At 46.2% G+C, this 17,993-nt stretch carries 17 protein-coding genes and 1 tRNA gene; 12 read left to right on the top strand and 6 right to left on the bottom strand.

What is annotated here, in order from left to right:
* The 7 genes from secF to GN278_09480 all read left to right on the top strand — a co-directional run bounded on the left by secF (window position 1) and on the right by GN278_09480 (window position 4,213).
* Window positions 1-960 carry a protein translocase subunit SecF gene (gene secF, locus GN278_09510; protein XAT60947.1) on the top strand — a complete coding sequence of 320 codons (960 nt, stop codon included), beginning with the start codon at window positions 1-3 and terminating at the stop codon, window positions 958-960.
* Window positions 961-1,076: 116 nt separating this feature from the next.
* Complete coding sequence (locus GN278_09505) at window positions 1,077-1,433, top strand: hypothetical protein (protein ID XAT62621.1); 357 nt, start codon at window positions 1,077-1,079, stop codon at window positions 1,431-1,433.
* 53 nt (window positions 1,434-1,486) lie between these two features.
* The gene (ccmA, locus tag GN278_09500) at window positions 1,487-2,107 is read left to right on the top strand and encodes a heme ABC exporter ATP-binding protein CcmA (GenBank protein XAT60946.1); all 621 of its coding nucleotides are present in this window, start codon (window positions 1,487-1,489) and stop codon (window positions 2,105-2,107) included.
* Window positions 2,104-2,760, top strand: a complete 657-nt coding sequence (gene ccmB / locus GN278_09495) for a heme exporter protein CcmB (GenBank protein ID XAT60945.1) — start codon at window positions 2,104-2,106, stop codon at window positions 2,758-2,760. Before ccmA ends, ccmB begins: the two co-directional genes overlap by 4 nt.
* Window positions 2,761-2,800: 40 nt before the next feature.
* Window positions 2,801-3,529 (top strand): transcriptional regulator, encoded by a 729-nt coding sequence (locus tag GN278_09490; protein ID XAT60944.1) that lies wholly within the window; start codon window positions 2,801-2,803, stop codon window positions 3,527-3,529.
* On the top strand, window positions 3,529-3,678 hold the full coding sequence (gene ccmD, locus GN278_09485; GenBank protein XAT62620.1) for a heme exporter protein CcmD: 150 nt from the start codon (window positions 3,529-3,531) through the stop codon (window positions 3,676-3,678). The genes GN278_09490 and ccmD overlap by 1 nt, the downstream gene beginning before the upstream one ends.
* The gene (locus tag GN278_09480) at window positions 3,671-4,213 is read left to right on the top strand and encodes a DsbE family thiol:disulfide interchange protein (GenBank protein XAT60943.1); all 543 of its coding nucleotides are present in this window, start codon (window positions 3,671-3,673) and stop codon (window positions 4,211-4,213) included. The genes ccmD and GN278_09480 overlap by 8 nt, the downstream gene beginning before the upstream one ends.
* 102 nt (window positions 4,214-4,315) lie before the next feature.
* On the opposite strand, the gene acnA is transcribed toward GN278_09480, so the two are convergent.
* The gene (acnA, locus tag GN278_09475) at window positions 4,316-7,003 is read right to left on the bottom strand and encodes an aconitate hydratase AcnA (protein ID XAT60942.1); all 2,688 of its coding nucleotides are present in this window, start codon (window positions 7,001-7,003) and stop codon (window positions 4,316-4,318) included.
* Between the two features lie 176 nt (window positions 7,004-7,179).
* Between acnA and GN278_09470 the strand changes: the two genes are divergently transcribed.
* Window positions 7,180-7,920, top strand: coding sequence for a DUF1223 domain-containing protein (locus tag GN278_09470; GenBank protein XAT60941.1), 741 nt, complete (start codon window positions 7,180-7,182; stop codon window positions 7,918-7,920).
* A gap of 63 nt (window positions 7,921-7,983) precedes the next feature.
* Here GN278_09470 and GN278_09465 read toward each other — a convergent pair whose 3' ends face one another.
* From GN278_09465 to GN278_09455, 3 genes are all read right to left on the bottom strand, one after another.
* Entirely contained in the window at window positions 7,984-9,036 is a 1,053-nt protein-coding gene (locus GN278_09465) for a flagellar motor switch protein FliG (protein ID XAT60940.1), read from the bottom strand.
* 196 nt (window positions 9,037-9,232) lie between these two features.
* The gene (locus GN278_09460; protein ID XAT60939.1) at window positions 9,233-10,534 is read right to left on the bottom strand and encodes an adenylosuccinate lyase; all 1,302 of its coding nucleotides are present in this window, start codon (window positions 10,532-10,534) and stop codon (window positions 9,233-9,235) included.
* A gap of 142 nt (window positions 10,535-10,676) precedes the next feature.
* A complete protein-coding gene (locus tag GN278_09455) occupies window positions 10,677-12,020 on the bottom strand; it encodes a M24 family metallopeptidase (GenBank protein XAT60938.1) in 1,344 nt (447 codons plus the stop codon).
* Between the two features lie 103 nt (window positions 12,021-12,123).
* Between GN278_09455 and GN278_09450 the strand changes: the two genes are divergently transcribed.
* Window positions 12,124-12,855, top strand: a complete 732-nt coding sequence (locus GN278_09450; GenBank protein XAT60937.1) for a DUF3445 domain-containing protein — start codon at window positions 12,124-12,126, stop codon at window positions 12,853-12,855.
* 88 nt (window positions 12,856-12,943) lie between these two features.
* On the opposite strand, the gene glnA is transcribed toward GN278_09450, so the two are convergent.
* Both glnA and GN278_09440 read right to left on the bottom strand, forming a co-directional pair.
* Window positions 12,944-14,350, bottom strand: coding sequence for a type I glutamate--ammonia ligase (gene glnA, locus GN278_09445; GenBank protein ID XAT60936.1), 1,407 nt, complete (start codon window positions 14,348-14,350; stop codon window positions 12,944-12,946).
* Window positions 14,351-14,378: 28 nt separating this feature from the next.
* Complete coding sequence (locus tag GN278_09440) at window positions 14,379-14,717, bottom strand: P-II family nitrogen regulator (GenBank protein XAT60935.1); 339 nt, start codon at window positions 14,715-14,717, stop codon at window positions 14,379-14,381.
* Between the two features lie 356 nt (window positions 14,718-15,073).
* Between GN278_09440 and GN278_09435 the strand changes: the two genes are divergently transcribed.
* The 3 genes from GN278_09435 to tgt all read left to right on the top strand — a co-directional run bounded on the left by GN278_09435 (window position 15,074) and on the right by tgt (window position 17,970).
* A tRNA-Leu gene (locus GN278_09435) sits at window positions 15,074-15,158 on the top strand.
* A 25-nt stretch (window positions 15,159-15,183) separates the two neighbouring features.
* On the top strand, window positions 15,184-16,518 hold the full coding sequence (locus tag GN278_09430) for a trigger factor (protein ID XAT60934.1): 1,335 nt from the start codon (window positions 15,184-15,186) through the stop codon (window positions 16,516-16,518).
* 321 nt (window positions 16,519-16,839) lie between these two features.
* Window positions 16,840-17,970: a tRNA guanosine(34) transglycosylase Tgt gene (tgt, locus tag GN278_09425; protein XAT60933.1), complete on the top strand. Its 1,131-nt coding sequence runs from the start codon at window positions 16,840-16,842 to the stop codon at window positions 17,968-17,970.
* Window positions 17,971-17,993: the final 23 nt, after the last annotated feature.

The following is a 17,993-nucleotide window of genomic DNA, read 5'->3' as shown; positions in this document are numbered from 1 at the left end:
ATGCGCCTAAGATTAGTCCCCAAGAATACAAATTGGGATTTCTTTAGCCAATCAAAACTATGGTTGGGTATTTCCGCGCTTTTGCTGATCGGCTCTTTGGTTTCGTTTCTTTTGCAGGGTTTGAACTTTGGCATTGATTTTCGTGGCGGAACTACGATCCGGACAGAAAGCGCACAAAGCATTGATGTGGCTGCCTATCGTCAAGCACTTAGCGCTTTGGAGTTGGGTGATGTGACCATTTCAGAGGTTTTTGATCCAACCTTTGATGCAGATCAGAATGTCGCAATGATCCGTATTCAAGCCCAAGAGGGGCAAGAGGCAGTATCTGCCAAAACCACCAATGCAGCTTTGTCTGTCTTACAAGATGTTGCGCCAGATATCGTGTTTGTATCAGTGGAAAGCGTTGGTCCGAAGGTTTCAGGCGAGCTCATTCAAAAGGCAATAATTGCGGTGGTTTTAGCAATTGCGGCTGTCTTGGTGTATATTTGGCTACGATTTGAGTGGCAATTTGCCGTCGGTGCGGTCGCAGCGCTTATCCATGATGTGCTGTTGACCATCGGTGTGTTTTCCGTAGTGCAAATCAAGTTTGATTTGGCCATTATAGCGGCCTTACTAACGATTGTTGGGTATTCGTTGAACGACACGGTTGTTGTATTTGATCGGGTACGTGAAAACCTGCGCAAATATAAGAAAAAGCCTCTGCAAGAAGTGCTTAACCTATCCATCAATGAAACTCTTAGCCGGACGGTGATGACCTCGGTCACCACGCTTTTGGCACTAATTGCGCTGTTTATCCTTGGTGGAGATGTTATTCGAGGATTTGTTTTTGCGATGATTTGGGGAGTTATTGTTGGTACTTATAGCTCTGTGTTTGTGGCCTCATCAACGCTCTTGCGTTTGGGGGTAAAACGCGATTGGTCAAAGCCAAACGCCGAAGCGGGAACACAGGTTCCTCAATAACGGATGCCGCGCAACGCGCGCGGCCTTTAGACATGCTCAAAGCGTTTTGTATATAACGCAAAATAACCAAGTTTTCGCCAAAGGTTTTTGTGTCAACTTAGTATTGGGAACAAATGATGCAGCTTCGAGAAGTAAATTTTGGCAGCGCTCTACCAGTAGATGGATACGGGCCGGGTTTTTTTCGAATTGGCGGTGATGTCTGGCAAAGTGGCGTTATTCTTTCTCTTGCGGGTGTTAAAGAATGGCGCGGATTTTCTGATGATCAATCACTTTTGGCTTTAGGCGAACAGATTGACGTATTATTTATTGGAACTGGAACTGAAATTTCACAGCTGCCTGCAGAATTAACAAACAAGCTTGAAGGCGCTGGTATCGGTGTGGAGGTCATGAACAGCCCATCTGCTTGCCGCACTTACAATGTTCTTCTCTCGGAAGGTCGTCGAATTGCCGCAGCGCTTTTACCTGTTGATTAAGCTAGACACAGTTGCGCCTTTTTTCTTTTAACAGAATGAGCTAAGCCTGTTTTATGCTGCTGTCAGTAAGTGATGTATCCGTAAGTCGCGGGGGACGTGTCCTGCTTGAGGGCGTGACCTTTGATTTGCAGGCGGGTCGGGCAATTGTACTTACCGGAAAAAACGGGATTGGCAAAACTAGTCTGTTGCGAACGCTCGCTGGTTTGCAAGACGCTAATTCAGGATACGTTGATGTCCCGCAAAACGGGGTGGTATATTCAGCACATTTAGACGGCATCAAACATGCTTTGAGTGTGGCCGAGAATTTGCAATTCTGGGGCGCAGTTTTTGGCAGATCAAATGTGGATACTGCGTTGGAAACATTTGAGCTTTATCATTTGCGCGATGTAATGGCAGGGGCACTTTCAGCAGGACAAAAGCGGCGGCTCGGTCTCGCACGATTGCTGGTCACCGGGCGGAGCATTTGGCTACTTGATGAGCCAACAGTGTCGCTTGATCTTGGTTCGATAAAACAATTGACCAGAGTTTTAAACGAGCACCTTGGGGCAGGCGGATCTACAATTATCGCCACGCACTCTGCGCTGGATTTAAAGGGGCAAGAAGTCACAATAGATCTTGGTAAATTTGCGGCCACCAAAACAGGTTTATCAGCCAGTGAAGAGGCTTTTTTATGAACGCTCTTTTGGTTCGTGATTTGAAGTTGGCAATCCGCGCAGGGGGCGGCTTTGGGTTGGCGCTTGTCTTTTTTCTGATTGTCATTGTGCTTGTGCCCTTGGGTGTTGGGCCGGAAATGGCTGTTTTGTCCAAAATCGCATCTGGTGTTCTGTGGCTTGGGGCACTTCTGGCATGCCTCTTATCACTTGATCGTATTTTTGCTCTCGATCACGAAGACGGGACCTTAGATCTTTTGGCGACAGCGCCCTTGCCATTGGAGGCGGTCATCATGACAAAAGCACTTGCCCATTGGATCACTACAAGCCTGCCACTTGTTGTTGTCGCGCCTTTGCTTGCAGTTCTGCTTGGTCTGCCAGACAACGGCTATTTCTGGCTCGCCATTTCGCTTTTACTGGGCAGCCCAGCGCTTAGTTTAATAGGAACCTTTGGAGCAGCTCTGACCTTGGGACTGAAGCGCGGTGGCCTGCTCTTATCGGTTTTGGTGCTGCCGCTGTACATACCAACATTGATTTTCGGGGCTGAGGTTGCTCAGCGCGGGATCGAGGGCTCTGCTGTGCAAACACCGCTTTTGCTTTTGGCTGGGATCAGTTTTGGCACAGTGGCGGTTTTGCCCTTTGCTTCTTCGGCTGTGTTGCGTATCAACCTCAGATAAGGCTTGTTTTGACAGTATGAATAAATATTTAGGGTAAATGATGTCGCTGTGGGAATATGCAAACCCGGTTAAATTTCTTGGGCTTTCTGGCAAGATTTTGCCTTGGGCCTGGGGTATCGGCCTTGTGTGTCTTTTTATCGGTTTGGTATGGGGGTACTTTTTTACGCCTGATGATTACCGCATGGGGTCAACAGTTAAAATTATATATCTTCATGTGCCCTCGGCATTAATGGCTATTAATGCGTGGTTCATGATGTTGGTTGCCTCGCTGGTTTGGCTAATCCGCCGCCATCATGTCAGCGCATTGGCCGCCAAGGCTGCCGCACCGGTTGGTGTGGCTATGACGCTGATTGCGCTCGTCACCGGTGCAATTTGGGGCCAGCCCATGTGGGGAACTTGGTGGGTATGGGACCCACGTTTAACCTCATTTTTAATTCTCTTTCTATTCTATTTGGGTTATTTGGCACTTTGGGCCGGCATAGCCAACCCGGATACGGCTGCGGATTTGACCTCAATTTTATGTATTGTCGGTTCTGTTTTTGCGGTTTTAAGCCGCTACGCAGTGAACTTTTGGAGCCAAGGATTACATCAGGGGGCGTCTTTGTCGTTGGATAAGGAGGAAAATGTTGCGGATGTTTTCTATCAACCCCTGTTATTTTCGATTGCGGGTTTTGTTCTGCTGTTTTTTGCGCTTGTCTTGCTTGGTACACGGTCTGAAATTCAATTGCGGCGGGCACGGGCGCTGTCGCTTCGAGGTAATGCACAATGATGCCTGAGTTGGGGAAATATGCGCTTTCGGTTTTAAGTGCCTACGGCGCCACAGCGCTTATTTTAGGTGCACTGGTTATCTATGTTTTACGGCGAAGCGCACTGGCAAAAGCTACTTTGGCTGCCCAAGAGACACCAAAGGATGGCTAAAGTTTCGCCAATGGCGATCGCGCCACTGCTCATCTTTGCTATTTTGGCTCTGTTGTTTTTCGTAGGCATGAAAGGATCGGGATCGGACGAGTTGCGCTCGACTTTAATTGGATCGGCAGCGCCTCAAATAACTGAGATGTCACTGGCAGGATACCCTGCAGTTACGTCAGAAGACCTTCGTTTGGGCGAAGTGTCCTTAGTAAATTTTTGGGCTAGCTGGTGCCCGCCGTGTCGTGCAGAGCATCCCAAGCTCCTAGAATTGGCTGCCTCTGGTTTGCCCATTATTGGGATCAATCTAAAAGATGATTCTGATGATGCAGCTGCCTATTTACGGTCTTCGGAAAACCCCTTTATTTCAATTGCCTTTGATCCCAAGGGAAGGACGGCGATCGATTGGGGCGTAACTGCACCGCCCGAGACGTTCATAATAGACCGCACAGGAAAAGTGGTGTTTCGATTTGCTGGTCCATTGATTGGAGCAGACTATGAAAATCGATTTTTACCTAATTTAAAGGCCGCGTTGAGAGAAAACTAAACTAATTTTGGTTTGGTTTGTAAAACAGTCATCGACAGGTAAATTTAAAATAAAAAAGCGACCTGAAAAGGCCGCTTTTCCATAACATGACTGCTGATAATCTTAGGACGCTTTCGCCAGATTACGGAGCACATAATGCAGAACGCCGCCGTGTTCGATATATTCGATTTCAATGGCAGTATCGATCCGGCATTTCAACTTAATGGACAAAACTTCACCATCTGGCTTGGTGATGTCACAGGAAACTTCTTGCAGGGGTTGGATACTATCCAATCCGTTGATGCTAACCAATTCATCGCCTGTTAAACCAAGGCTTTTGCGGTTTTCACCATTAGTGAATTCAAACGGTATAACGCCCATTCCAACTAAATTCGAACGGTGAATGCGTTCAAAACTTTCTGAAATCACAGCCTTAACGCCTAAAAGAGCTGTTCCTTTGGCAGCCCAATCACGGCTAGAACCGGCGCCGTATTGCTCGCCGCCAAAGATCACAAGAGGGATGCCATTTTCTTGATAGTCCATGGCTGCTTCAAATATAGAAGTTTGGTTTCCGTCAGGGCCTTTGGTATAGCCGCCTTCTGTGCCCTCCAGCATTTCATTTTTAATGCGAATATTTGCAAAGGTGCCCCGCATCATGACTTCGTGGTTGCCCCGACGCGAGCCGTAGCTGTTAAATTCACGCACCGGAACCTGCCGTTCAACCAAATACTGGCCCGCGGGTGTAGTGTCTTTAAACGAGCCTGCTGGACTAATATGGTCGGTGGTGATCATATCGCCAAGAAGGGCAAGCACCCGCGCATTTTTGATGTTGCTGATGGTTCCTGGCTCTTTATCCATACCTTGAAAATAAGGTGGGTTTTGAACATATGTGGAGGTCGCAGGCCAGTCGTAGGTTTGACTATCAGTGGTTTCAACCGCTTGCCATTTTCCGTCACCCTTAAAAACGTCTGCGTATTTTGATTGAAAGGACGCGCGGGTAACGGTTTGTTCAACAAGTTCGGCTATTTCTTGGTTCGACGGCCAAATGTCCTTGAGATAGACATCATTGCCTTGGGAATCCTGCCCCAGTGGATCGGTGGTTAAATTTATATCCATGGTTCCTGCCAAAGCATAAGCCACCACCAAAGGCGGTGAGGCAAGGTAGTTGGCGCGGACATCAGGCGATATTCTGCCTTCAAAATTGCGGTTTCCAGACAGCACTGATGTTGCGACCAAATCGCCATCCGCGATAGCTTTGCTAAGCTCTGCTTGAATGGGTCCCGAATTACCTATGCACGTCGTGCACCCATAGCCGACAAGATTAAATCCAATTTTATCAAGGTCTTTTTGTAAATCTGCAGCTTCAAGATAGGCGCTTACAACCTGTGATCCGGGCGCAAGCGAGGTCTTGACCCACGGTTTTCTTGTCAACCCCAAAGCCGCTGCTTTTCGCGCCACCAAACCTGCACCAATCATCACATAGGGGTTCGATGTATTGGTGCAAGATGTGATCGAAGCAATGACTACTTTGCCAGAGCTTAGGGTGTAATCTTCGCCCTCAACAGCAACCTCTTTGTCCATTGGCCTGTCAAAGGTGTTTTGCATTTCATTGCGAAAAGCATGTTTGGCCATATCAAGCGCGACATAGTCCTGTGGGCGCTTTGGTCCGGAAATAGCGGGTACGATGGTGCCCATGTCCAGGTGTAATGTATCCGTATAGACTGGCGCGTAATCTTCATCCCGCCAAAAGCCGTTTTCTTTTGCATAGGCCTCAACTAAACTTATGCGGCTTTCCTCACGTCCTGAGTTGCGAAGGTAGCGAAGGGTTTCATTGTCGATAGGGAAAAATCCACATGTGGCGCCATATTCGGGGGCCATATTTGCGATGGTGGCGCGATCTGCTAACGGTAAATTATCCAAGCCTGCCCCAAAAAACTCGACAAACTTTCCAACAACTCCTTTTTGGCGCAACATTTCAACCACTTTTAAAACCAGATCGGTTCCCGTGGTGCCTTCGGTCATTTCTCCGGTCAATTCAAAGCCAATGACCTCAGGGATAAGCATGGAAATCGGTTGACCAAGCATCGCAGCTTCTGCCTCAATACCTCCAACACCCCAGCCCAGAACCGCCATCCCATTAACCATTGTTGTATGGCTGTCGGTTCCAACCAGAGTATCTGGGTAGGCGACATTTTCGCCAAATTGGTCTTTGTCGGTCCAAACGGTTTGGGCTAGATATTCTAAATTAACCTGATGGCATATTCCTGTTCCTGGGGGCACAACGCGAAAGTTATTAAACGCGTTTTGGCCCCACTTAAGGAATGTATAGCGCTCCATATTACGTTCATATTCGCGGTCAACATTGGTCTGAAAAGCCCGTGGGGTTCCAAATGCATCAATCATAACAGAGTGATCGATGACTAAATCTACTGGATTAAGGGGGTTGATTTTTTGCGCATCGCCGCCCAGTGACACAATCCCATCTCGCATCGCCGCCAGATCAACAACCGCCGGAACGCCAGTGAAATCTTGCATTAGAACTCGAGCCGGCCGGTAGGCAATCTCACGCGGATTTTTCCCACCTTTTTCACCCCAATCCGCAAATGCGCGAATGTCATCTGTCGTGACAGTTTTGCCATCTTCGAAGCGAAGCATGTTTTCCAACACCACCTTTAAGGCGGCTGGCAATTTCGAAAAATCCCCAAGTCCAGCAACTGTTGCTGCAGGGATTGAATAATAGGCGATTGTTTCGCCATCGACTGTTAGATTTTTTCGGGTTTTTGCAGTGTCTTTACCGACTGAGATGGGCATATTGGCCTCCCTTTGGATTTTGTGTAAGGGTTTCGCTGGTGCGCTTTTGACGCAACTAGCTGATATGTTCAAGGGCTTGAAATTGATGGTATGCAATGGTGTATAATTGGTTGCACAATTTTGTGATCTAAGTAGCAAATCATTGATTGGTCATCTGCAGCAGATTAGCGTAACTCATGCGTATCGTAGATTACTTTGGGGCATCTCTATTGTTTACAATTCAAAAAATTGTTGTTGGTTTCATAATTGCATTTTGGGCTTCCCACGTACCCGCTGATGAGCGTGCCCCGGTGTTGGTAGAGCTATTTACGTCACAAGGATGCTCTTCCTGCCCCCCGGCAGATATAATTCTAACGGGTTTATCTAACAATCCTAATGTGGTGGCGTTAGCGTTTCATGTTGATTATTGGGATTATATTGGCTGGAAAGACAGTTTTGCAGACCCCAGTTTTTCCCAAAGGCAAAAGATATATGCCCGTCTGGCATCCCAAACAGCGGTTTACACTCCACAATTCATGATTAATGGACAAACAGCTATTGCTGGATCCAAACCCAATAAACTCAAGCGCGAAATTTCCAAGTCCCTTCAAAGAAAACAGTTTTTTGAAATCGCGTTTAAATCTGCGGGCGATCAAGTTCAGGTTAAAGTTAATGCAGCAGAGTCAGCTGAGGCCTTTAGGGCAGATATCCTTGCCATATATTTCATCCCAGAAGCACGGGTTAAAATCGAAAGAGGTGAAAATTCGGGCCGTGTTATGAATTACTCAAATATTGTAACGAAAGTAAAAAACCTTGGTCAATGGGATGCTCAAGAGCCTTGGCATAAAACCATTTTATCCAAGCCGGATCAGAATGTTGCAGTGATCGTTCAGTTGGTCGGGCAGGGTAAGGTCGTCGCGGCATCTATTCTACGTTGAATATACTAAGTTTAAATGACACCTGTTTTTAAAAATATCCCCTTGCAACGACTTCAGGCAAATTTAGTTTAAAAAAAGTTCGCCTTTTGCGAGCATTGATTGCAAAGAACCAATAAGCCTATTTATTGCCTGTTCACCATCTTTTGGCGCGATTGCGCTTAGGCTTTCAATATCTTCTAAAAGAGTTTCGCCTAATCTTTTGGGCAGGCTTGAAATAATAAAGTCAACAGTATCAGATGAATTTTGGGTTTTTGCATGTGAAAGCCCTTTAACCAAATCCTCATGGTCAATACTTCTAATGATTTGGGGGATGTCTTTTGCCGATAAGCGTTCGGATATGTCGTCAAATGTAAATACAGATTGTCGAACCATGTCTGCAAACGCTTGATTTGTTTTTCCAAGCCCAGATAAAACTTCCTCTCTTATTTTTTGTGAGGTCACGGTTAAAATCATGCCAATTCTTTCGGCAGGCGATTTTTCAAAAACGCGTTCTGGCTGATTATCCATTTGAGCAATTAGACTTTGACCGATGCGATCCATGCTGGCAGGTGTCACATTGTCGGTCATTGATATGGCATAGCTGATGCTACGGGCTTGATCACCAGGTAACTGGGATAATATCTCAGCTGCTTTTTGTACATCGAGCTTGGACATAATCACTGCTGATACTTCAACGGATTCATTTTGAACAAAAGGTAATAGGTCTGATGTTTTCAGAGCTTTTATACGCGCCCAAGGATTTGCAACAAGTTGCACACCAGCATCTTTTCGAAGCTGGTTTATGGTCGATTTAGATATTTTTCCCTCTAACAAAGTTAATGTGCGTTCAAGCCCTCCACTTGCACTGAGCCCAATTGAATTGAGTTCACGCGTGAACTCATCAATAACAGCTTTCAATGTTTTTTGATCCACTAGACGAAGCTGCGCCATTTGGTGCGTCAAATCAGTTTGTAAGTCACCAGGCAATTGAGATAAGGGCATATCGGCGCCATTTTGAAGCAATAAACTCACGACAATTGCTGCTTTTTGTCGATGGTTAATTTCTATAACTGGTGGGTAAGCCGAGCCTACAGGCGGAAGGTTTTCTAACTTTTGATTGTACTGCTCCTCAGGCATTGTTTTCCCTTTGTGAGTTCTAATTGGTCATAGAAATCACGCAAGGATGAAAGAAGTCTGAAGCTTTGTCTTTTAATTTGCTCTTTCGATAAATAGCACAATTATTTGTGTTGTTCCAAAGTGCACAAATACGCACCGCGTAAACAAATTATGAAAAGAATCCTAAACCTAATGTTATTTTTCAAGCTTTGTGGGTTCAGTCAAAGACCCGAGAAAAAATAGTATCTACATGCTTTGTATGATATCCAAGATCGAATTTTTCTTCGATTTCCTCGGCGCTTAAGGCAGCAGTTACTTCCATGTCCCCTAATAGTTCAGTTTTGAAATCTTTATCCTGTTCCCAAACCTTCATTGCATTGCGCTGGACAAGACGATAAGAATCTTCGCGGCTTAACCCCGATTGCGTAAGAGCTAATAAGACGCGTTGGCTCATTACCAGCCCTTTAAATTTATGTAAATTTTTCAACATATTTTCGGGATAAACCACAAGTTTTTCGATGACTTGGGTCATCCGAGCCAGAGCAAAATCAAGTGTAATTGTTGCATCCGGTCCAATATTGCGTTCAACCGAGCTGTGGGAAATATCGCGTTCATGCCAAAGCGCAACATTTTCAAGCGCCGGCACAACCGCCATACGCACTAATCTGGCCAAGCCTGTTAAATTTTCGGTTAAAACGGGATTTCGTTTGTGGGGCATCGCCGAACTGCCCTTTTGGCCTTTTGAAAAGAACTCTTCTGCTTCGAGAACTTCTGTCCGTTGCATATGACGAATTTCAGTCGCGATATTTTCAAGGCTACTTGCAACCACGCCTAAAGCAGCAAAGAACGCGGCATGACGATCACGAGGAATGACCTGGGTGCTAATGGGCTCAGGTGTAAGACCCAGTTTTGCACAAACATGATCTTCAACTTTTGGATCAACATTGGCAAATGTTCCAACTGCGCCCGAAATGGCACCGGTCGCGATCTCACTGCGTGCAGCCACCAATCGCTGCCTATTTCGATCCATTTCCGCGTAGAAGCGCGCAAAGGTAAGCCCGAGTGTGGTTGGTTCGGCATGTATGCCATGACTGCGTCCAATACGAACAGTATCTTTGTGCTCAAATGCACGTCTTTTAAGCGCTGCCAGAAGTGTATCTACATCTGCTATCAATATGTCAGCGGCTCGAACAAGTTGCACGTTAAAACAGGTGTCTAACACATCTGAGCTTGTCATGCCCTGATGCACAAAACGCGCTTCTTCTGAGCCAATATGCTCTGCCAAATGCGTCAGGAATGCGATAACATCATGCTTTGTGACAGCTTCAATTTCGTCAATTCTGACAACATCAAACTCAACCTCATTTGCCTTCCAAACTGCTTCAGCATTTTCTTTTGGTATTACGCCCAAATCTGCCATCGCGTCACAGGCATGCGCTTCGATTTCGTACCAGATACGAAACTTTGTTTCTGGTGACCAAATCTGAACCATATCGGGGCGAGAATAACGTGGAATCATCTTGCTTTTAGCCTGTGTGAGTAATGTGAAAAGTTAGGGCGGTCATAGCACTGCAGCCATTGAGCCACAAGCTAACAGGCTACAAAAGCGGTGCAAAACTCTGACTAAATGAACCTCTTACTGATAAAGGTCAGCTACCTGATTATCCTAGCCCCATAAGTTGAGCATCAAATGGATATTTGGAAAGATTTTCAAATCCATTAGCTGTGATTAACACTTGATCCTCTAGCTTGATGGAAAAATCACCACCCTCTGGACTGACCAGAGCCTCAACACATAAAACCATCCCTTCTTTGAGATGATAATCATATGCGCCCTCAACAAATTTATTTGGATAGGGAATTAATGGCCATTCATCACATAAGCCAACGCCATGCATCAAGCAGCCATATTTACCTTTTTGAAATTGGTCATCCAAAACATGTGTGTTCATTGTAAGGTCACGCATGTGAACGCCTGGCCGCAACATTTCCATGTTTCGCATGATATGTTCGTGCGCGTGCTGCATCGCATAGATCATATCTGGCCGCGGTGGTTTATCGCCGATCCACCATGTTCGGCTAATATCTACACATATCCCATAGGAACCGATTAAGTCCGTATCAAATGCAACTATTTCGTTGTTTTGTACAATCCGCGGGCCACATTCTTGAAACCAAGGGTTCGTGCGCGGCCCGGAAGCCAAAAGTCGCGTTTCTATCCATTCGCCCCCGCGCTTGATGTTTTCGGCATGTAGGACTGCCCAAATATCATCTTCACTCATATTTCCACTTGGCACACCAGAACGGGCAACTTTTTCCATAATTTGCACTGCATTTTCACAAGATTCAGAAGCGCAGCGCATTGCCAGTATTTCATCGGCGCCTTTGATCGAACGAGATTTTTCAGTTACCTCTTCGCCTTCCATAATTTCAAAGCCTTGCGATTCTAAAGCTCGAAGTCCATGCAGCATAATTTTGTCAACGGCCAGGCGCTTGTTATTATTCCCATGACTTGCAATGAGTTCACGAACTTCGTTTGAGAAAACATCTGCTGCGATATCTACTTTGTCACCGCGATCAAAGTAAAATAAGTCTGCGCCCGAGCGTTGTTCTTTTACCAAGGGGTTAAACTCCGACAAAAAAGGAGAATTTTTATAATCCCAAATCACCATATATCCATCAGCGCAGAGCAATACGGCTCTAAATGGATTGTGGGTATTCCAAAGCTGCATATTCGTGCTGTCAGTTGCGTAGCGGATATTAAGAGGATCAAACATTAAAAGCCCGCCATAATCTCGGTCGACAATGTGCTGTGTTAATCGTTCCCAGCGGTATTTGCGCATCTTTTGCAAGTCTGGAAGGATTAAGCTGGCTTTTTCCCACTCTTCAAATGCAAGTTGGGTGGGCCCAATTTCAACCCTGTTCATATCATTTGGGGTATTGTCCCCTAAAACGCTGCCTTTCGTTGGATCAATCTTGCGCCTGTTACTATAGTGGCTGTTCATTTTGCTACTCCGGCTTTGCTTGATAGGATGCTAACCCATAAAACAGTACCTTCTCGTCCGTTTACGACTTGCTTTAGGGTCGCTTTAGTAGAATTCTTTGACCATGACAGAGATTTTACAAGACAGTTTGCCATACAGGTTGAACCCCAAAAGGTCATTGCCAGCGGTGGCACCGCTTGATCCGAAGAATCTAATCATCATCGACAGCGCCTATGCTTTACAAATGGCAGAGCGAGAAAGATTGATTAAATATCGCACAAAGGACGTCACGCGGCTTGACCCATTGGCCTTTGGAGCGGCGCAAGAGTTATTAGAAACTGTTCTGAATTTTCTTCCGTTGCTTCATGGATTTAATATTACCAAAGAGATTGTGAAGTGCCCGGATGGCCGTGTGGTTTCCTTGGACTATTCGGAACCTTTGTCAACAATTGGTAATTTAGTGCAATGTGACTTTTGCATTTTACAAAAACATAAAGATGAGCATGTTTTGAAAGGCGCAATTTTATGTTTTCCATCTAGTTGGAGCCTAGAAGAACAATTTTTGCGACCTTTATCGATCATTCACGGGCCAATTCAATCCTATGATAAAGATGTAACTCGCCGTGTTCAGCGCTTGTTTGACGGTATCAAGCCGCAAAAGCCATTGTGGCGATTTAATGAGCTTTATTATGACACACCAAATTTATTCCAACCAAGAAAAACCGCAAATCGAAGACCGATTTTGAAAGGAACTGATCGACGGTTCTTGCGTTCAGAAAGGCAGGTTCTTTTTAGGCTCCCGCGGTCGAATTCTGTCATTTTTTCAATACATACCCATATTTTAATGGTGGTTTAGGATTGGTTAGTGGGTTTGTTTCAAAATGGTGATTACAATTAAAAAAGGCGCCCAATTACGAGCGCCTTCTCCTGAAATGAACTTTAAATTAGCAGCTATAGTACATGCCAAATTCCACAGGGTGTGGAGTATGTTCATAAGTTTCAATTTCTTCCATTTTCAACTCGATGTATCCATCAATTTGATCTTTTGTGAAGACATCACCAGCCAGCAAGAAGTCGTGATCCGCCTGCAATTCTTCAGTGGCTTCGCGCAGTGACCCACAAACAGTCGGAATATCTGCTAGTTGTTCCGCTGGCAGGTCATACAGATTTTTATCCATGGCCTCACCAGGATCAATCTTGTTTTTGATACCATCAAGACCGGCCATCAACAAGGCAGCAAAGCACAAATAAGGGTTTGCAGAAGGATCTGGGAAACGTGCCTCAACCCGCTTTGCTTTTGGCGATTCAGTCCATGGAATACGCACGCATCCTGATCTGTTACGTGCTGAATACGCGCGCAAAACCGGGGCTTCAAACCCAGGGATAAGGCGTTTGTAGCTATTGGTGGATGGGTTGGTGAACGCGTTCAGAGACTTTGCATGCTTTAGAATGCCGCCAATGAACCAAAGCGCTTCGTTGCTAAGGTCTGCGTATTGATCGCCTGCAAAAAGTGGTTTGCCATCTTTCCAGATTGACATATTGCAGTGCATCCCTGTGCCGTTGTCACCCGCAATAGGTTTGGGCATAAATGTTGCTGATTTGCCATAAGCTTGCGCGACGTTATGGATGACATACTTATATTTTTGCAGTTCGTCGGCTTGTTTGGTCAAGCTATCAAAAATTAGTCCCAACTCATGCTGGCAAGAGGCGACCTCATGGTGGTGTTTATCCACTTTCATGCCCAGACGCTTCATGGTCGAAAGCATTTCTGAGCGGATATCCTGACCATCATCAATTGGGTTAACTGGAAAATAACCACCCTTGACTCCAGGTCTGTGGCCGGTGTTACCCATTTCATACTCGGTGTCAGTATTCCATGACGCATCAAGTGCATCAACTTCGTATGAAACCTTGTTGATTGAGTTCGAGAAGCGAACATCGTCAAAAAGGAAAAACTCGGCTTCAGGGCCAAAGAAAGCCGTATCTCCGATGCCGGACGATTTTAAGTAAGCTTCGGCTTTTTGTGCTGTTCCGCGTGGGTCGCGTTCATATGCTTCGCCTGTATCTGGCTCTACCACCGAACAATGTACGCACAAGGTTTTTTCTGCGTAGAAAGGATCAACATACGCGCTTTCAGTGTCGATCATCAATTTCATATCCGAAGCTTCAATTGACTTCCAACCGGCAATTGAAGATCCGTCAAACATAAAGCCTTCGTCAATAAAGTCAGAATCAACTTGATCCGCCATCACAGTAACGTGCTGCAGCTTTCCCCGCGGGTCAGTGAAGCGAATATCTACATATTCGATATCTTCATCTGCAATAGTCTTGAGAACTGCTTGTGTACTCATCTCAGTTATTCCTTTTTAGTGAGTTTGTTTAAAGGGCGTCGGAACCAGATTCACCGGTTCTAATGCGGAGGGCTTGTTCGACTGAGCTAACGAAAATCTTTCCATCGCCAATTTTGTCAGTTTTTGCGGACTCTACGATGGCTTTGATCGCGTCATCTACTTGATCATCATCAAGAACTACCTCGATTTTCACTTTTGGCAAAAAATCAACCACATATTCAGCGCCACGATATAGTTCCGTATGGCCCTTTTGCCGCCCAAACCCCTTAACTTCAATGACGCTCAGACCCTGAACACCAATGTCTTGTAGGGACTCTTTCACTTCATCGAGCTTAAAAGGTTTTATTATAGCCTCTATTTTTTTCATTAAGACCTCCGGTTCTTAGATACTTTTTGCACTCAACATAGTGGTCCATATCTAACAATATACCTATTGGGTTGAGGTGGCTTTTAGTGAGCTTCAAATCATCTATTGAACCAAAAGTGGGCGGAATGCCTAAAAATTAGGCAATAAATAAATCTATGAGCTGATGCGTATGAATGGATTTAGCATAAACTTTGCACAATTCTGCATTGTTAATTGATGATTGCATTATTGTTTGGCGATTTTAAACATCATTTATCTTAGCTTTAGCTGCATTTTTACTCTCGCATCTGCTAGAATCATTTGCTAGAGAGCGTCGAAAGATTGGGCAGCACTATTGCGGCTTGATAATATTTTTAGCGGGTGTGGCGGAATTGGTAGACGCACCAGATTTAGGTTCTGGCGCCGCAAGGCGTGGGGGTTCAAGTCCCTCCACCCGCACCAAAATGTAAAAAAGGACGCACAGGATATGCAGGTCAACGAAACCTTGAATGAAGGCTTAAAGCGTGGCTACTCTATCATCGTTAGCGCCAGCGAGCTTGACGCAAAAGTAAACGAAAAGCTGGTGAAAGCTCAGCCTGAAGTCGAAATGAAAGGGTTTCGCAAAGGCAAAGTGCCGATGAGCTTGCTTAAAAAACAATTCGGTCAACGCCTTCTTGGTGAAGCAATGCAAGAAAGTATCGACGGTGCGATGAACCAGCACTTTGAAGAAAGTGGTGAACGGCCGGCGTTGCAGCCGGATGTTAAGATGACCAATGAAGATTGGAAAGAGGGCGATGACGTGCATGTCGATCTGACGTATGAAGCGCTGCCCACGATCCCTGAAGTTGACCTTAAATCTATCAATTTGGAAAAGCTTGTTACCAAAGCCGATGACGCTGCCGTTGACGAAGCGCTGGAAAAGCTGGCTGAAACCTCACCAAATTTCAAAGACCGCCGCAAGGGCTCCAAAGCCAAATCGGGCGATCAGGTTGTGTTTGATTTTCTGGGCAAGGTTGACGGCGAAGCATTTGAAGGTGGATCTGCCGAAGACTATCCTCTGGTGCTAGGCTCAAACAGCTTCATCCCGGGTTTTGAAGATCAACTTATCGGCGCCAAAGCCGATGAAGACAAATCCGTCGAAGTGGCCTTTCCGGCTGATTATGGCGCCGAGAATCTGGCCGGTAAAGCTGCCGTTTTTGAATGTAAAATCAAAGCCGTAAAAGAACCTGCCCCTGCAGAATTGAACGATGAAATGGCGACAAAATTTGGCGCTGAAGATTTAAATGCTCTCAAAGCGCAAGTCAGCGAACGGCTTGAAGCCGAATATGTTGGTGCGGCGCGGGCGGTGATGAAACGCGGGTTGCTGGATCAACTAGACACCCTTGTTAGCTTTGAGCTTCCACCCTCATTGGTCGATGCCGAAGCCAAGCAGATTTCGCATCAATTGTGGCATGAAGACAATCCGGATGTCGAAGGCCATGATCACCCAGAGATCGAGACCACAGAAGAGCACACAACATTGGCAATGCGCCGTGTACGTCTTGGGCTGTTGCTGGCGGAATTGGGCCAACAGGCCAAGGTTGAGGTCAGCGAAGCTGAAATCAACCAAGCTGTGATGGCGCAGGCGCGTCAATACCCCGGTCAAGAACGTGAATTCTTTGAATTCGTGCAGAAAAATCAACAAATGCAGCAACAGCTCAGGGCTCCGATTTTTGAAGACAAAGTGGTGGATTACATGTTTGAGCTGGCACAGGTCGAAGAAAAAGAAGTTAGCAAGGACGATTTGCAAAAAGCTGTTGAGGCGCTCGAAGAAGAGGCCTAACCAACAGCTGAAACGCATCGCGTGTAAGTTTGATAAACCCGCCCCTATCAGGGCGGGTTTTTTCGTGTGCGGTATTTTCCAATGCCAAATTTAAAGTATCTATTTGATAGCCCAAGTAATGGGGATTTAGCCCTTTTTTTGGTGAGATTAGGTGATGCTGTTACTGGTGATTTCTGCACAGAATAAGCTGATTTTCCTTGTCGGTATTGCGTCAGTTTCACGGCAGTATTGCGCAGGTGCGAAAAATGCCCCTTACAAGGCATCGATTTCGGTTGCTATTGGGCTTGGCTTTTGCGGTGTGATACGGCAATAGACGGCCTCATGAGTAAAAATTTTTCCTTTTCCCTCAATGCCACTGATGGCAAAGCGCGCAGCGGTCTCATCTCGACCCCGCGTGGTGATATTAGAACACCGGCCTTTATGCCGGTGGGCACTGCGGCAACGGTAAAAGCCATGCTGCCGGAAAGCGTAGGGGCGACAGGCGCGGATGTTTTGCTTGGCAATACATATCATTTGATGCTGCGCCCGGGGGCAGAGCGCATTGACGCTTTGGGGGGCTTGCACAAGTTTATGAATTGGGATCGCCCGATTCTCACCGATAGTGGCGGATTTCAGGTTATGTCGCTGTCCGGATTGCGTAAAATGACCGAAAGTGGTGTGACCTTTAAATCGCACATCGATGGATCACAGCACGTTTTATCACCTGAGCGTTCAATGGAAATTCAACGCTTGCTGGGCAGCGACATCGTGATGGCCTTTGACGAATGCACACCGTTTCCTGCCGATCCTGATACTTCATTGCAAAGCATGCAATTGTCCATGCGTTGGGCCAAGAGATCGCGCGATGGCTTTGGTGACCGCCCGGGCCATGCGCTGTTTGGCATTCAACAAGGTAGCATTTATCAAGACCAGCGAGCAGAAAGTGCGGAAGCCTTAAAAAGCATCGGATTTGACGGCTATGCGGTGGGCGGCCTTGCGGTGGGCGAAGGCCAAGAGACGATGTTTAAAGTGCTTGAATATGCACCCGATATGCTACCCAGTGATAAACCGCGGTATTTGATGGGCGTTGGCAAGCCCGATGATATCGTCGGGGCAGTCAAGCGCGGCATTGATATGATGGATTGCGTTTTGCCGTCGCGGTCCGGCCGCACAGGACAAGTGTTTACCCGCCGCGGTGTGATCAATATTAAAAACGCCCGCCACCAAAACGATCCAAGGCCGCTTGATGAAAATTGCAGCTGTCCGGCCTGCACCGGATATTCTCGGGCCTATTTACATCACGTGTTTCGGGCTCAGGAAATGATCTCTGGTATGTTGCTCACTTGGCATAACTTGCACTATTTTCAAGAGCTTATGCAATCCATGCGAGATGCTATTGCAATGCAGAAATTTGCGGAGTTCGAGCAAAGCTTCCATGCGGTGCGCGCTGCCGGTGATATAGAGCCTTTGTAACGCAGGCCATTTTCTCTCTGCCA

This window comes from Rhodobacteraceae bacterium Araon29, assembly GCA_039640505.1.
Classification (GTDB): Bacteria; Pseudomonadota; Alphaproteobacteria; order Rhodobacterales; family Rhodobacteraceae; genus CABZJG01.
This window is presented reverse-complemented; position numbering and strand designations above follow the sequence as displayed.

What these genes read in the sequence shown, in the direction of transcription:
- secF (XAT60947.1), top strand. Translation starts at nt 1, where the DNA reads ATGCGCCTAAGATTAGTCCCCAAGAATACAAATTGGGATTTCTTTAGC.
- GN278_09505 (XAT62621.1), top strand. Translation starts at nt 1,077, where the DNA reads ATGCAGCTTCGAGAAGTAAATTTTGGCAGCGCTCTACCAGTAGATGGA.
- ccmA (XAT60946.1), top strand. Translation starts at nt 1,487, where the DNA reads ATGCTGCTGTCAGTAAGTGATGTATCCGTAAGTCGCGGGGGACGTGTC.
- ccmB (XAT60945.1), top strand. Translation starts at nt 2,104, where the DNA reads ATGAACGCTCTTTTGGTTCGTGATTTGAAGTTGGCAATCCGCGCAGGG.
- GN278_09490 (XAT60944.1), top strand. Translation starts at nt 2,801, where the DNA reads ATGTCGCTGTGGGAATATGCAAACCCGGTTAAATTTCTTGGGCTTTCT.
- ccmD (XAT62620.1), top strand. Translation starts at nt 3,529, where the DNA reads ATGCCTGAGTTGGGGAAATATGCGCTTTCGGTTTTAAGTGCCTACGGC.
- GN278_09480 (XAT60943.1), top strand. Translation starts at nt 3,671, where the DNA reads ATGGCTAAAGTTTCGCCAATGGCGATCGCGCCACTGCTCATCTTTGCT.
- acnA (XAT60942.1), bottom strand. Translation starts at nt 7,003, where the DNA reads ATGCCCATCTCAGTCGGTAAAGACACTGCAAAAACCCGAAAAAATCTA.
- GN278_09470 (XAT60941.1), top strand. Translation starts at nt 7,180, where the DNA reads ATGCGTATCGTAGATTACTTTGGGGCATCTCTATTGTTTACAATTCAA.
- GN278_09465 (XAT60940.1), bottom strand. Translation starts at nt 9,036, where the DNA reads ATGCCTGAGGAGCAGTACAATCAAAAGTTAGAAAACCTTCCGCCTGTA.
- GN278_09460 (XAT60939.1), bottom strand. Translation starts at nt 10,534, where the DNA reads ATGATTCCACGTTATTCTCGCCCCGATATGGTTCAGATTTGGTCACCA.
- GN278_09455 (XAT60938.1), bottom strand. Translation starts at nt 12,020, where the DNA reads ATGAACAGCCACTATAGTAACAGGCGCAAGATTGATCCAACGAAAGGC.
- GN278_09450 (XAT60937.1), top strand. Translation starts at nt 12,124, where the DNA reads ATGACAGAGATTTTACAAGACAGTTTGCCATACAGGTTGAACCCCAAA.
- glnA (XAT60936.1), bottom strand. Translation starts at nt 14,350, where the DNA reads ATGAGTACACAAGCAGTTCTCAAGACTATTGCAGATGAAGATATCGAA.
- GN278_09440 (XAT60935.1), bottom strand. Translation starts at nt 14,717, where the DNA reads ATGAAAAAAATAGAGGCTATAATAAAACCTTTTAAGCTCGATGAAGTG.
- GN278_09430 (XAT60934.1), top strand. Translation starts at nt 15,184, where the DNA reads ATGCAGGTCAACGAAACCTTGAATGAAGGCTTAAAGCGTGGCTACTCT.
- tgt (XAT60933.1), top strand. Translation starts at nt 16,840, where the DNA reads ATGAGTAAAAATTTTTCCTTTTCCCTCAATGCCACTGATGGCAAAGCG.